Genomic DNA, 14,446 nt, shown 5'->3' on the forward strand with positions numbered 1-14,446 from the left:
TGACCGTGTTCAAAAAAGACAAACTGATGTTCGGCAGCATCGCGTGCGGTGCCGTTTATGGTCTCATCATGCGCGGCCTCATCCGCATTCAGGAGTTGCACCCCAACTCGTTGACGTCCATATCGTTCATCTGGGTGATGTCGGTTGCCTTCATCATGGTGGTCCCCTTCGCGATGGGATACATCGCCGTCGGGATGAATGCGCGTAGCGCGCCGGTTTCATGGGTGCGGCGGATTTTTCTGCCGTGGCCGGCGGTGCTGCTGTCACTGTTCGGATGCCTGATTGTTGCCTGGGAAGGAACCATCTGCCTGGCTATGGTCGCCCCCATCGCCCTGCTCTTCGGCACGCTCGGGGGAATCACGGCGGGCGTGCTGCTCCGCCCTCAACAGCCCCGGACAGCTACGTTTTCTATGGTTGTCGTCGTCGTGCTGCCATTTCTGGTGTGGCCTCTGGAAGCGCGGCTCACCCACACACAGGACATTCGCAACGTGGAATCCGATGTCCTGATCCACGCCTCACCCGAGACCATCTGGGCAAACATCGAACGGGTGCGAAGCATTGATGCCAGCGAACTTCCGACGTCGTGGAACCGGAAGGTCGGCTTTCCCCGCCCGATTGAGGCCACCCTCAGCCACGAAGGAATCGGCGGCGTGCGCCACGCCACCTTCGCGGGCGACGTGCTATTTATCGAAACCATCGACGTGTGGGAGCCGCGGCGCAGGCTCGGATTCTCGATCCACGCGGACACGAGCAAAATCCCTGCGACAACCCTCGACGAACACGTGACCGTCGGAGGCGAGTACTTCGACGTGTTGCATGGTGAGTACATCCTTGAACCTGCGGGTACGGGAACAATCCGACTGCGGTTGATCAGCAATCATCGTGTATCCACTGATTTCAATTGGTACGCCCGGCTCTGGACGGAAGCGGTCATGCGCGACGTGCAACAGAGCATCTTGTACGTGATCCAACGGCGTTGCGAGGCAGACGCGACGTCGACGGTGAAGTAGCTTTCGCCGATGCCGGATAATGTGGAAATCCGGCTGCTCGATGCAGCGGGTTTCGTTTGCATGGCACGCGCACCCTCCGGACACCGCGCATCGTTATAATTCTAAAAGGCTCACTGCTGCATCGAATAAGCAAATGAAAAGACCTGACCAACATCCGATCGAGCGGATCCTCGAAGATCGCATCGCGATCATTGACGGCGCCATGGGTACGACCATCCGCACGTATGGCATGGCCGAGGCCGATATTCGCGGAGAACGCTTCAAGGATTCCAGCAAGGGCTTGCTGAACAACGGTGACCTGTTCTCGCTCACCCAGCCCCAGATGATCGGCGACATTCATCGCCGTTTCCTCGAGGCGGGTGCCGACATCATCGAGACCAATACCTTCGGCGCCACCAGCATAGTTCAAAGCGAGTTCTTCGTGGACGATCCGCGCGAGCACGGGGGCCGCAAGGATGCCGACTTCTACCAGAAGATCATCGACGATCAATTCCTCGGCGACCTCGCTTGGGAGATCAACGAGACGTCGGCGCAGCAATGCCGCGAATGGGCAGACCGCGTCGCGAATGCGACCTCGCGCCCGCGCTTCGTGGCCGGAGCTCTCGGTCCGTTGACTGTGTCGCTCTCCAACTCGCCCGATGCCGACGATCCGGGTTTCCGCGTCGTCACCTTCGATCAGGTGAAGATCGCTTACATTCAGCAAGTGCGGGCACTGATTGCCGGAGGCGTGGACTTCCTTCTCGTCGAGACGATCTTTGATTCTTTAAACGCGAAGGCCGCGCTGGTTGCCATCCGCGAGGTCTTTGATCAGGACGGCAAAAATATCCCCGTCATGATTTCCGCAGCTGTGGGTCGGGGCGGCGAGACCATGATCTCCGGGCAGACCGTCGAAGCCTTCTGGAACGCGGTCAGCCACGTGAAGCCGCTGTCTGTCGGCCTCAACTGCTCGTTGGGCCCCGACTTGATGTATCCGTTCCTCGAAGACCTTTCCGCGAAAGCGGATGTGGCGATCTCCTGCTATCCCAACGCGGGCTTGCCGAATCCTTTGGCCGCAACCGGCTTCGATTTCGGACCGCCCGACATGGCGCGTTATCTCCGCGAGTTCGCGGAGGCCGGGTTAATCAACATCGCCGGCGGTTGCTGCGGCAACACGCCGGAACACATCGCGGCGATCGCCAAGGCGCTCGAAGGCCTGCCGCCACGCAAGATTCAGCCGGTAGGGGAGACGCAGCTTGCCCGATAGCGAAACCATCGCCTTCAAGCCTCTGCGCCTCTCCGGCTCGCAGCCGTTCACGCAGCAGCAAGGCGTGTACATGATGATCGGCGAACGTACCAACGTCGCCGGCTCGCCGAAGTTCGCCAAGCTGATTAAAGAAGGGAATTACGAAGCCGCGGTCAGCATTGCACGCCAGCAAGTGGAGAACGGCGCCAACGTCATCGACATCTGCATGGACGAGGGGATGATCGACGGCGTCGTCGCGATGGCGCGCTTCCTCCAGTACCTCACCAGCGAGCCCGAAGTTGCCAAGGTGCCGTTCATGGTCGACTCCTCCAAGTGGGAGGTGATCGAAGCGGGCCTCAAAGGCATGCAGGGCAAGGGCATCGTCAATTCGATCTCGCTCAAAGAGGGCGAAGATGTGTTCCGTCAGCACGCCGCGACCATCTTGAAATATGGCGCTGCCGCCGTCGTTATGGCCTTCGATGAGCAAGGCCAGGCTGCGGGCTACGAAGACAAGATCCGTATCTGCGAACGCGCCTACCGAATACTCGTGGACGAAGTTGGGTTCCAGCCCGAGGACATCATTTTCGATCCCAATATCCTCACCGTCGCCACCGGTATGGAGGAGCACAACAACTACGCGGTGGACTACATCCGCGCCACGCGCTGGATCAAGGCCAACCTGCCGCACGCCAAGGTAAGCGGCGGTGTCTCCAACATCTCGTTCAGCTTCCGCGGCAACAACAAAGTTCGCGAGGCGATCCACTCCGCGTTTCTGTACCACGCCATCGCCGCTGGCATGGATATGGGCATCGTCAACGCCGGCATGCTCGAGGTTTACGAAGAGATCGAGCCAGAGCTTAAAGTGTTGGTTGAAGATGTGCTGCTAAATCGCCGTCCCGACGCGACCGAGCGCTTGGTTGAACACGGCGAGGCCTTGAAGGGCGTAAGCACGGGAACCACCGCGAAGAAGGAAGAGGAATGGCGCAACGGGACCGTTGAAGAACGCTTATCGCATGCGCTGGTGAAGGGAATTGACACCTACATCGAAGCCGACACCGAAGAAGCTCGCGCCAAGCTGGGCCGCCCGCTTCTGGTCATCGAAGGGCCACTCATGGACGGCATGGGCGTAGTCGGTGACCTGTTTGGCGCCGGCAAAATGTTTTTGCCCCAAGTCGTGAAATCCGCCCGAGTCATGAAAAAGGCCGTTGCCTATCTCACTCCCTTCATGGAAGCCGAGAAAGCAGCGCTGGCCGCGAGCGGTCAGGAAGTCAAAGCCCAAGGAAAAATTCTTCTCGCTACGGTCAAGGGAGACGTCCACGACATCGGCAAGAACATCGTCGGCGTCGTCCTCGCGTGCAACAACTACGAAGTCATTGACATGGGCGTGATGGTTCCGTGCGAGAAGATTCTCGAACGCGCCAAGGCAGTGAACGCGGACCTAATCGGACTCAGCGGCCTCATCACTCCATCGCTCGACGAGATGATCCACGTCGCTCGTGAGATGGAGCGCAACGGCTTCAAGACACCGCTCCTCATCGGTGGCGCGACCACCAGCCGCCGCCATACTGCGGTCAAGATCGCTCCGCACTACAGCGAGCCGGTGGTGCACGTACTCGACGCCAGCCGCGCTGTCCCGGTTGCAACCACTCTTCTCAGCGATGAGGGCAAGACGGCGTTCGTCGCCCAGCATCGTGCAGAATATGAATCGTTGCGCCAGGCCTATGCTGCGCCGCGTCTCCAGGTCGTTTCAATCGAGGATGCCCGCGCCCGCCGCACGCCGATCGCGTGGCGCGCTGAAGATATTTCCGCCCCATCGTTTACCGGCGTTCGCGTCTTGCAAAACGTGTCTCTGGCAACGTTGCGCGAATTCATTGATTGGTCGCCGCTGTTCCACACCTGGGGACTGAAAGGCGTCTACCCGCGAATCCTCGACCACGCCGAGATCGGTCCTCAAGCGCGCCAGATTTTCCAAGAAGCGAACGCGCTGCTCGATCGCATCATCGAGAAGAACTCGATCAGTGCGCATGGAGTTTATGGTCTGTTCCCGGCCAATGCCGTCGGCGACGACGTTGAACTCTACAAAGATGGCAAACGTGCCGACATCCTGACGCGCTTCCACTTCCTGCGTCAGCAGTCAGATCGCGAAGGCAATGATCCCTGCCGTTCTCTCTCCGATTTCGTCGCTCCGGTAGAGACCAGCCTGCCCGATCACATCGGCGCCTTCGCTGTCACCGCTGGTATCGGCCTGAAAGATTTGACCGAACATTTCCGCGCCGATCACGACGACTACAACGCCATCATGGCAGAAGCTCTCGCGGACCGTCTCGCCGAGGCCTTCGCGGAATATCTGCATAAGCAGGTGCGCATCGCCTGGGGCTACGGTCGCGAGGAAAAGTTGAGCAACGACGAACTCATCCACGAAAAGTATCGCGGCATCCGCCCCGCCCCTGGCTATCCAGCATGCCCCGACCATACAGAGAAGGGCACGATCTGGAGCCTCCTCGATGTTGAGGCCAATACCGGAATGCAGATCACGGAGTCGTTTGCGATGTGGCCCGGTTCCAGCGTGAGCGGTCTGTACTTCGCGCATCCCGAATCGCGGTACTTCAGCCTTGGCAAAATCGACCGCGACCAGGTCGCCGATTACGCCGACCGCAAAGCGATGAGCGTCGCCGAAGTCGAGCGCTGGCTCGGGCAAAGCCTGAACTACACCCCAGCCAGCGAAACCATTCGCGCCTAGAAAAAGGGAAGCCCGCTCCGAAGAGCCGGCTCCTCACTTCCAGAACAGTTTTACTTCTCGCTGCCCAAAATCTCAAAGAAGCGGGCCAACGATTCGATCCCGCGATGGAAGTTTGGAATGTGGAACTTCTCATTCGGCGCGTGCAGATTGTCATCCGGCAACCCAAAGCCCATCATCACCGAGGGAATCTTCAAGTCATTCGCGAACTGCGCCACAATTGGAATCGATCCGCCCGACCGCGTGTATACGGTGTCTTTGTGGAAGATCTCATGCAGTGCGTGCGTGGCAGCCTTGATGTACTTGTTCTTGGTGCCAACCACGATCGCGGCGCCCTTGCTGTGCACCTTGAACTTCAACTGGATGCCCTTCGGAGTCAGCGACGTCACGTACTCGGTGTACTTCTTTAGGATGTCGTCGGGGTCCTGGTTTGGCACCAGTCGCATCGAGATTTTCGCCGACGCCTTCGCCGGGATCACCGTCTTCGCGCCCTGTGCAACAAAGCCGCCCGGCATGCCGTGCACTTCCAGCGTCGGCCGCGCCCACGTACGATACAGCACCGGATACTTCGGTTCGCCTGTCAGTACATCCGAACCAACTTCCTTCTGCCGATACTCTTCTTCATTGAACGGCAGCGAATGCCACGCCTTCAGTTCCGCAGCCGTCGGCTTCTTCACACCTTCATAAAAGCCCGGAATCAGGATCTTCCCGTTGGCGTCCTTCAGCTTCGCAATGATGGTCGAGAGCGCAAACAGCGGGTTCGGCGCTGCGCCACCATAAACACCGGAGTGCAGATCGGTCGCCGCGCCGCGGGCCTCAATCTCGGTGTAAACCAGTCCGCGCAAACCCACGCAAATCGTTGGAAGGTCCGGCGCAAACAGCTCGGTATCGCAGATGAGCGCGAAGTCGGCCTTCAACTTGTCGGGATTGGTCTTGACGTATTCTTCGATCGCTTCGCCGCCGACTTCTTCTTCACCTTCGAAGAGCACGCGAGCGTTGATCGGCAGTTTGCCGCCGTGAGTCTGGAAGAGCGACTCGAACGCCTTCACTTCCATCCATAGTTGGCCTTTGTCGTCCACGGCGCCGCGCGCGTAGAGATTGCTGTTGCGCTCGGTGGGCTCAAACGGCGGCGTATGCCACTCATCCAGCGGCTCGGCCGGCTGCACGTCGTAGTGCGCATAGCACAGCGCCGTCGGCTTGCCCTCGGCATGGAGCCAGTCGCCGTACACCAGCGGATGCCCCTTGGTCTCGATTACCTGCACGTTCTCGAAGCCAATACGCTTCAGTTCTTCGGCCACGAAATTGGCGGCCTTGCGAACGTCATCTTTGTGCTCTTCTGCCGTGCTGACGCTAGGAATGCGGAGTAGTGCTTTGAGCTCTTCCAGGAACCGCGACTGATTTTCGCGTGCGTACCCAACCGCTGCTGAAGCCATTCGGGACACTCCTTATATGAATACACGCGGGCCAGAGCCCGCAACCAAACTTCCAAGTATACAAGGAGCAGGGCAGCCAAGCGCCGTCACGGCCCCCGTGGAAGGGGCGAACAGCGCCGATTTGGCAGGTACTTAGTCTTTTTCTGGGTTAGCTCGCCGTCGCCTGCGTACCGGCTTCAAAGCCTGCTTAAAGTCAGGATCGCGGCGCAGCCATTCGGTAATGCGTCCCTTTTCTTCATCTGCGAGCAGGAACCGTACTTTCGGTCCGCACTGCGCACATGGCGGGAACACCGTGAATCGCACTTTCGAAGCATGGGTGATGCGATGCTTCTGATGGCACACCCAATACGTTCCTGGAGCCGGCACCACGTCGCCCGGACGAAACGTCGCCGGTTGCAGAGCGTGGGAAGTCTCCGTCTGTGCGGCGCTGATGGATTCGTCGGAAGAATAATTCGCACGAACCGCGGTAGCCACTGGTCAAGCCTCCGATTGCACAAGACCATTCCAGCATGGTTTTCGTGTAACCGGGTCACGCGGTTGTAAACGAGTTGTAAACAATACGGTTCCGGGATGCGCCCGGTTAACAGCCACATCCCGGCGTAACCTACGAAGCCTTGCGATGGTCCAGCGAGTCATCCTCCGCTGGGTCCGGAATGCTCGACGGCGGATCGCTGGTAGGGAAGGAGTCAGCGAGCGTCTTGTCATGCATCTTCTCGCGAATCTCCTCTTCCTCCTGGTTCGTCGGACGCTCCTCCGGATCGCGCCGGCTCCCCGTGTGTTCCGGCTCATTCGGCGTCACTTGTGGCGCTCCAGGCTTCTTCTGCTTATCGTCCATGTATCCCATCCTCCCTTAACTGCAACCCGTAGGATGCCCACCCCGCCCCAAATGTCGTTTCCGCAACTCGCGTTTGCAAGTGATTGATAGCGCGTTCATAACCCGTCTGAATCCAAATTAGTTGTTGCAACATCTATCTCTAGCGAGGAACAAGGAAATGATCACCCTACGCCCCGCTGCCGAACGCGGCCACACCAACCACGGTTGGCTCGAAACCTACCACACCTTCTCGTTTGCTGATTTTCACGATCCCCGGCGCATAGGGTTCCGCGAGCTGCGCGTCATTAACGATGACCGTGTCGCTGCGGGCGAGGGCTTCAGCCCGCACTCGCATCGCGATATGGAGATCATCACCTACATGGTGGAAGGGCAACTCGAACACCGCGACAACCTGGGCAACGGCGCCGTCCTCAAGCCGGGCGATGTCCAGCACATGACAGCCGGTACCGGCGTGGTCCACAGCGAGTTCAACCACTCGCAAGAGAAGCCGCTGCGCCTGCTCCAGATCTGGATCTTCCCGGAGAAGAAGGGACTTGTCCCGGATTACCAGGACCGTCACTTCGATCCTCAGGACCGCGTGGATCGTCTGCGTCTGATTGCCTCAACCGACGGCCGCGACAACTCGCTGATCATCAACCAGGACGTGGACCTCTATGACAGCTCTCTGACCCATGGCACCGAAGTGCAACTCGCGCTTCGCCCCGAGCGTCACGCGTGGCTCCAGGTCATCAACGGCGAACTGGCACTGAACGGCCAAACCCTTAAGACTGGCGACGGCGCCGCCATCTCCGCCGAAACCGCGCTCAAAATCAGGGGACAGTCGGAAAATGCAGAATTCCTGCTCTTTGACCTGAAATAACTTGAATAAGTCGTAACACGATGTAATAAAATGCCTTCCTGCAAGGGGAAGGCATTTTTCTTTTGCGCTGAAGTGACGTCCGCTCACCTTCGCTCACAAAACTTCACGCATCAGTTCGCCCTCGTCTCGCGTCGAACCTATATAGGGGAGGTGGAGGATGGTCACCTTAAAACTTGTTCGTTTAATTGAGAGTCACTGCGACGATCTCGCCGCAGACTTGGCCGAGCGTTTGCACCGCTCTTCGCGCACTGCCGGGTTCCTGGTCATCCCGCGCGCAGAACTGGTTTATGCCACTCGAGATCTCTATCGCAATCTTGGCGATTGGATGCTGAGCAAGACCGAAGCTGAAATCGAGAATCGTTTCGTCGGTGTCGGCAAACAACGCTATGGCCAGAAGGTCCCGATCGACGACGTCGTCTGGGGCATCATCATGTCGAAGGAAACGCTCTTCGGGTACCTGCGCCATGAATCGTTTGCGGACCATGCGCTCGACCTGTTTAACGAACGCGAGTTCCTGCAATTGCTCGACGGTTTCTTTGATCGCGCCATCTACTACGCAGTGCGTGGCTACGCACAGGCAAAGACCACGCGCGCCGTCGCGTAAGCGGTAGTAGATGACATATCGGTCCTGCTGCCCGATAATCGGGCTGCATGGCTCCAAGACTGCACGGCAAAGGGCATCATCACAAAATCCCCCGCAACTTCTGTTACGGCTGCGGTCCCGACAACAAAGAAGGCCTCCAACTAAAGTTCGTCTATAACCCTGAGCGCCATTCCATGGTCGCGAAAGTGCGCCTCCGCGCCCGCTACACCGGCCCTCCCGGCCATGCCCACGGCGGCGTAATCGCCACCGTTCTCGACGAAGCCATGGGCAAGGTGATGAAGATCCACAACGTCATCGCCCTCACCTCGCGCATGGAAATCCAATACCTCAAGCCCGTGCCGCTGAATACGCCGCTCATCGCGGAAGGGAAGCCGAAATCCCATCGCGGCCGCCGCTACTGGACAGTTGCAGAAATTCGCAACCATGAGGGCCTAGTCTTGGCCCGCAGCCGAGGCCTCTTCGTTCAGATAGACCCAATGGCGAAATTCGGCAAGCACCTCGAAAAAATGCTCAAACGCGTCGGCAAAAACATCAAAGACTAACGGGTAAGGCGGGCATTCAGGCCCTCGTGACTGATGCGCAAACTCATCCAAGCCAAGATCAAGAAGTTCATCCGCTACTACCCGCCGCTCCTCGGCGCCGGCATCAAAATCGCCCGTATCTCCCCCGACGTCCGCGAGATCGACGTCGAAATGAAGCTGCGCTTCTGGAACGCCAACTATGTCGGCACCCACTACGGCGGCTCGCTCTACTCCATGACCGATCCGTTCTACATGCTCATGCTCATCGAAAACCTCGGCCGCGAGTACATCGTCTGGGACAAAGCCGCCACCATCCGCTACAAGAAGCCCGGCCGTGGCAAGGTCACCGCCCAGTTCCGCATCACTCAGGATCAACTCGACGACATCCTCCAGGCCCTCCAGCACGCCGAGAAAACCGAGCGCATCTTCGCCATCGACGTCAAAGACGAGCAAGGCGACGTCGTTGCCGCCATCGAAAAAACGATTTCCATCCGCAAGAAATCAGCCACCTCGCGGGGTACCGCTGCTCCTCCGAACGCGATAAAATAGAAAGTTCCAGACAGTTAGTGTGATCGGCCATACGGCCCAGCCGTCTCTCCCCGATCCCAAGAAGGACTTATGGCAGAAAACAACGGACACTACGCACTGCGCCTGAAGACCGGCCTAGCCGAAATGCTCAAGGGCGGCGTAATCATGGATGTAATGAACGCCGCGCAGGCCGAAATCGCGCAGGAATCCGGCGCCACGGCCGTCATGGCTCTGGAGAAGGTACCCGCCATGCTTCGCGCCGAAGGCGGCGTCGCCCGCATGGCCAGTCCCAAGGTGATCAAAGAGATCATGCGCACCGTGGACATCCCGGTCATGGCCAAGTGCCGCATCGGCCACTTCGCCGAGGCGCAGATACTCCAGGAACTCGGCGTCGATTACATCGACGAGTCCGAAGTCCTCACCCCCGCCGACGAAGAACACCATGTCGACAAGCACGCCTTCAAGACGCCGTTTGTCTGCGGCGCCCGCAACCTCGGTGAAGCTCTCCGCCGCATCGCCGAAGGCGCAGCCATGATCCGCACCAAGGGCGAAGCTGGCACCGGCGACGTCATCCATGCCGTCAAGCACATGCGTCAAATCTTGAAAGAAATGAAGCAGTTGACGGTGATGCCTGAAGAAGAACTTTATGCGGCAGCCAAGAACCACCAAGCACCCTACGAGCTCATTCGCACGGTCGCCAAAGCTGGCAAGCTCCCCGTGCCGAACTTCTCCGCTGGCGGCATCGCCACTCCGGCAGACGCCGCTCTCATGATGCAGCTGGGCGCCGAGGCCGTCTTCGTAGGCTCCGGCATCTTCATGAAGGAGCGAGCTACCCCGCTCGAGGTAGGAAAGTGGAGTGAACAGGACGCCAAGCAAGGTCGCTGCTCGAGCAATCAGGTAGGTACCCCACGAAATCCTGAAGAGCGCGAAGAAGCCATGACTCGCGCCAAGGCGATCGTCGAGGCCACTGCACACTTCAACGACCCCAAGGTCTTGGCCGAAGTTAGCGAGAAGGTCACGGGAACGATGAAGGGCCTCGCCGTCTCGGCTATCGAAGAGAAGGAACTGCTACAGACCCGTGGCTGGTAAAGCTGTGAGTGGCCGCCCCTCGGGTGTCCCGCCAAAACGCAAAAGGCGCAGATACGCTCTGCGCCTTTTCTTTCGCTTAGTCCCACATCGCAGCGCGATTCATGCTCACGCCGGAACCGTATGCCCTTCGCTCTCTCGCAAGCGCTTCCGTCTTCGGGAATTTAGCCACCACTCAACGACGATGGAATTGGTGGAGAACCCCACCCAAAATGCTATGCCGAAAAACTGGCTTGGCGCGAGGTGCGTAATGCGGCTCGTCGCGAAGAAGACACCCATCACGGGACGGGTGGTGGCGATTCCAAGAAGCACTACGACCGCGCGCACGAGCCAGTCGCGCTTAGACAGATCTTTCCCCTGGACTCCGCAATAGAACGCCGTGCCCAGGGAAATCAGGAACCATGTGTTGAAGACCAGCACGGCTGAGCGCTCCAACCATCCGCCAACCGCGTGAGAAGTCATGGCATACGCCGTGGCGCCGACGATCGCGCCAAGCACAAACAGTGCGCGTTCCGCGACTTTGAACCCAGACCACTGAAACAGTACGATCGGCGCAGCCAGCACAAATAGAAAGGCTGGGATGATGTGCGCCCGTGTCAGCGTGGCGTGGTTGGAGAAGTACGCATCCAGACTGCGTAGTTCCGGTGGACCGCTGGTAGCTGGATGCGCGAGTGCCACTAGCCGCCGAACTACAACCGCCACCGCGATCAAAATGCAAATCCAGGTTCCGGCTTTCAACCAGGTTGGAGGGGCGTTTCCATCCGGCGACATTGATCGGTCCCGTCTCTGCCCACTCGATTTAATCAAATTCTGCGACAAACGTAGCGGGAAAGACCGGTTGGTTAAATGTATTTTTGTAAATCAGGGTTGCTTCGTGGAGAGTCGAAAGGTGTTAAGCCGCCTTCTTCCGCGCCGCGATTGCCGCCAGTTCTTCGGCCGACGCTTCTACTCGCCGCAGCGGCACCATCGCCGTGGCCAGCCGGTTCTTGTAGCCATACTCGCCGGTCAGGTAATCGCAGTCGAGTCCCTCGGTAAGGGAACGCGCGGTGACCTCGTAGATGAGCACCACGCCCGGCGAAAATTTCGACCAGGCCGGGTGGAAGTAGACGGTGTAGAAGCGCCGCACCGTGTGATCGCGTAGCGTCACCAGCGCTGCGATCAACTCGGTCCCGATCTCGAGAGAAAAAATCTCGCAACGCGACCCAAGTGCAGCGCACGCAACCTCCATGAATTCGCGCCGATGCGGATCGAGAAAAATGTTGTTCGTCTCGTGCGGGAACTGTGAAGCCTTGCGCTCATAAATCGTTCGGATGAGCGCACAATTGTCTCCCGCGTGCGTGAACAGGTGCGCGCCGCGCTTGATCATCCGCCGGTAAAACATGCCGAGCTTGTTATGCGAGGCACGGAACTCATCGGAGTCGCAATCCGCCGCGCGCACCCGCGGAGCATTGGCGAAGTCATGCATCGGAATCATCTGCCAGCGCGCTTGCGCATCAGGATGCACCGCGAAGAACGAGAGCCGACGCTGCAGCTTGGCGATCTCCGCCCACGCCGCTTCCAGCGCCTCATTGGTACCGCCGCAAAGCACATCGCGATAGTCGAACAACGTCTCGCCGAGCAACGTGATTGACCCATCGTGCTTACGCACCGCCGCCGGTACGATCGCCACCGACGATTCGCTCTCCGCCATCATGATGTAAGGCGATTCGCGCTCCGCGAAATGGGTCGCGGCAAGACAGTTGAGGGTGTAGTCCTGGAAGATGCTCTGGCGTTCGCGGTCGTGCAACCGCTCCCACGCAGGGCGTAGGCGCTCGATCTCGGCTGGGGATGTCGCGATCGTGATCCGCACTAACGGCTCCAAGAAACAGAGTTGGATGCTCGTTCTGGGTTCTGGTTTGGCTTACGAAGTGGTCGGCCGAAATTAGCTTGTATTACGGACAGAATTGTATGCGTGGCATTACTATGTGTGCCATGAAAATGCGCATGCATTGCATTGGAATATTCGCTGCTCTCCTGACCGCTGCCGCTACACTTTCGGCCCAGCCTCCAATGATCAAGTCGCCTGAGGTCCACCCCGACGGCACCGTCACCTTCCGCCTCTTCGCCCCCGCCGCAAAGAGCGTCGGCGTCAACATTGAGCTCGCCTCGGGCGAGCAGAAGCTATCGCTCACCAAGGACGACAACGGTCTCTGGAGCGCCACGACCGCAGCATTCACGCCCGACATGTACTCCTACGGCATGAACGTGGACGGCATGGAGATCATCGACCCCAACGTTCACCACTACGTGCCGAATTACCTGGCGCAAGGTGCAGTGTTCATCGTGCCCGGCAACTCGCCGCAACCCTGGGAAGAAACGGATGTCCCGCACGGCCAGCTTCATCGCCACTTCTACACCTCGAAGCTGATCGGCGATCGCCGCGACTACTACGTCTATACCCCGCCCGACTACGACCCCAAAGGCAAGACCAAGTATCCCGTCCTGTACCTGTTGCACGGCTACAGCGACATGGCCAACGGCTGGGTGGTGATGGGTCGTGCCAACTTCATCATGGATAACCTCATCGCCCAAGGGAAAACCAAGCCGATGATCGTCGTGATGACCCTCGGCTACGGCGAGCCCCACATCCTGGACGGTGGCTGGACGGGAGTACGTGACAACAAATTGTGGAAAAGCAACATTACGAAGTTCACCGATGCTTTGCTGACGGAGGTCATTCCGCAGGTAGAGAAAGATTACGCGGTGAAAGCTGACCGCGAGAATCGTGCCGTCGCTGGCCTCTCCATGGGTGGCGCCGAGACCATCTACACCGGCCTCCACAACATCGATAAGTTCGCTTACATCGCACCGCTGAGCTCTGCAATTTTCGATGATCCGAACGTCGAATTCCCGGACCTGAACGCGAAATCAACTGAGAAAATCAAGATGCTGTGGATTGCCTGCGGCAAGGACGATGGGCTGCTCAAGCAGAACCGCGACTTCAAGACCTGGCTGACGTCGAAGGGTGTGAAGTACACGAGCATCGAGACTGACGGCGCGCATACCTGGCAGGTCTGGCGCCGCAACCTGATCGACTTCTCGCAGCTACTCTTTCGCTAGTTGCGTGTCGTGGGCGGGGGCATGCTCGCGCTTGAAGAGCATCTCAGCGATGAGCAGCACCGCCCCGACGCAGATTGCGCTATCCGCAACGTTGAAGGCGGGCCACTCCCACCGTTTGTAATACACCAGCAAAAAATCGGTGACCCAGCCGTGCAAGACGCGGTCCCACAAATTTCCCAGCGCTCCGCCGAGGATAAGCGCCAGGGAAAAGCCGTTCCACGTGAATGCTCGGCTGTTCCGCACCAGCAAGACGAGCACGATTACGAGCGCCACGATCGAGAAGATCACCAGCGTCGCCATGCGCCAAGCTGCTGGAGCGTCAGCGAATAGGCTGAACGCCGCGCCGGTGTTGCGCAGGTGCGTGATCTTGAAGAACCCCGGAATGACGCTGATGCTGTCGAACAGGGAGATCTTCTGCGCGACGATGAACTTCGTCCAGCGATCGAGCAGGAAGATCGCCAGCGCAGTGGCGATGTAGAGCGAACGAGTTGTACCGTGAGACTTCGTCAATC

At 58.9% G+C, this 14,446-nt stretch carries 15 protein-coding genes; 9 read left to right on the forward strand and 6 right to left on the reverse strand.

Features of this window, described 5'->3' with window-relative positions:
- Positions 1–26: 26 nt before the first annotated feature.
- The 3 genes from ACID345_RS09455 (at position 27) to metH (ending at position 4,972) form a co-directional block, all read left to right on the forward strand.
- Positions 27–1,010, forward strand: a complete 984-nt coding sequence (locus ACID345_RS09455; protein ID WP_148210065.1) for a hypothetical protein — start codon at positions 27–29, stop codon at positions 1,008–1,010.
- A 133-nt stretch (positions 1,011–1,143) separates the two neighbouring features.
- Entirely contained in the window at positions 1,144–2,253 is a 1,110-nt protein-coding gene (locus ACID345_RS09460) for a homocysteine S-methyltransferase family protein (protein WP_041855574.1), read from the forward strand.
- Complete coding sequence (metH, locus tag ACID345_RS09465) at positions 2,243–4,972, forward strand: methionine synthase (RefSeq protein WP_011522651.1); 2,730 nt, start codon at positions 2,243–2,245, stop codon at positions 4,970–4,972. The genes ACID345_RS09460 and metH overlap by 11 nt, the downstream gene beginning before the upstream one ends.
- Before the next feature lie 50 nt (positions 4,973–5,022).
- Here the strand turns inward: metH and ACID345_RS09470 are convergent, their stop codons facing one another.
- The 3 genes from ACID345_RS09470 to ACID345_RS09480 form a co-directional block, all read right to left on the reverse strand.
- A complete protein-coding gene (locus tag ACID345_RS09470; RefSeq protein ID WP_011522652.1) occupies positions 5,023–6,402 on the reverse strand; it encodes a dipeptidase in 1,380 nt (459 codons plus the stop codon).
- Between the two features lie 132 nt (positions 6,403–6,534).
- The gene (locus ACID345_RS09475; protein ID WP_011522653.1) at positions 6,535–6,876 is read right to left on the reverse strand and encodes a hypothetical protein; all 342 of its coding nucleotides are present in this window, start codon (positions 6,874–6,876) and stop codon (positions 6,535–6,537) included.
- Positions 6,877–7,006: 130 nt separating this feature from the next.
- Positions 7,007–7,237 (reverse strand): hypothetical protein, encoded by a 231-nt coding sequence (locus ACID345_RS09480; RefSeq protein ID WP_041855575.1) that lies wholly within the window; start codon positions 7,235–7,237, stop codon positions 7,007–7,009.
- A gap of 157 nt (positions 7,238–7,394) precedes the next feature.
- Between ACID345_RS09480 and ACID345_RS09485 the strand changes: the two genes are divergently transcribed.
- From ACID345_RS09485 to pdxS, 5 genes are all read left to right on the forward strand, one after another.
- Positions 7,395–8,096 (forward strand): pirin family protein, encoded by a 702-nt coding sequence (locus ACID345_RS09485; RefSeq protein ID WP_011522655.1) that lies wholly within the window; start codon positions 7,395–7,397, stop codon positions 8,094–8,096.
- A 157-nt stretch (positions 8,097–8,253) separates the two neighbouring features.
- Entirely contained in the window at positions 8,254–8,700 is a 447-nt protein-coding gene (locus ACID345_RS09490; protein ID WP_011522656.1) for a hypothetical protein, read from the forward strand.
- A gap of 47 nt (positions 8,701–8,747) precedes the next feature.
- A complete protein-coding gene (locus ACID345_RS09495) occupies positions 8,748–9,242 on the forward strand; it encodes a PaaI family thioesterase (RefSeq protein ID WP_011522657.1) in 495 nt (164 codons plus the stop codon).
- Between the two features lie 33 nt (positions 9,243–9,275).
- Positions 9,276–9,770, forward strand: a complete 495-nt coding sequence (locus ACID345_RS09500; protein ID WP_011522658.1) for a DUF4442 domain-containing protein — start codon at positions 9,276–9,278, stop codon at positions 9,768–9,770.
- 69 nt (positions 9,771–9,839) lie between these two features.
- Positions 9,840–10,838 (forward strand): pyridoxal 5'-phosphate synthase lyase subunit PdxS, encoded by a 999-nt coding sequence (pdxS, locus tag ACID345_RS09505; RefSeq protein WP_011522659.1) that lies wholly within the window; start codon positions 9,840–9,842, stop codon positions 10,836–10,838.
- Positions 10,839–10,943: 105 nt separating this feature from the next.
- On the opposite strand, the gene ACID345_RS09510 is transcribed toward pdxS, so the two are convergent.
- Positions 10,944–11,606: a hypothetical protein gene (locus ACID345_RS09510; RefSeq protein WP_011522660.1), complete on the reverse strand. Its 663-nt coding sequence runs from the start codon at positions 11,604–11,606 to the stop codon at positions 10,944–10,946.
- A 121-nt stretch (positions 11,607–11,727) separates the two neighbouring features.
- Positions 11,728–12,684, reverse strand: coding sequence for a GNAT family N-acetyltransferase (locus ACID345_RS09515; protein ID WP_011522661.1), 957 nt, complete (start codon positions 12,682–12,684; stop codon positions 11,728–11,730).
- Positions 12,685–12,818: 134 nt separating this feature from the next.
- Between ACID345_RS09515 and ACID345_RS09520 the strand changes: the two genes are divergently transcribed.
- Positions 12,819–13,934 (forward strand): esterase, encoded by a 1,116-nt coding sequence (locus ACID345_RS09520; RefSeq protein ID WP_041855576.1) that lies wholly within the window; start codon positions 12,819–12,821, stop codon positions 13,932–13,934.
- Here ACID345_RS09520 and lspA read toward each other — a convergent pair.
- Entirely contained in the window at positions 13,920–14,444 is a 525-nt protein-coding gene (lspA, locus tag ACID345_RS09525; RefSeq protein WP_011522663.1) for a signal peptidase II, read from the reverse strand. The genes ACID345_RS09520 and lspA overlap by 15 nt on opposite strands.
- Positions 14,445–14,446 lie beyond the last annotated feature (2 nt).

The sequence above is a fragment of the Candidatus Koribacter versatilis Ellin345 genome, assembly GCF_000014005.1.
Lineage (GTDB): Bacteria > Acidobacteriota > Terriglobia > Terriglobales > Acidobacteriaceae > Korobacter > Korobacter versatilis_A.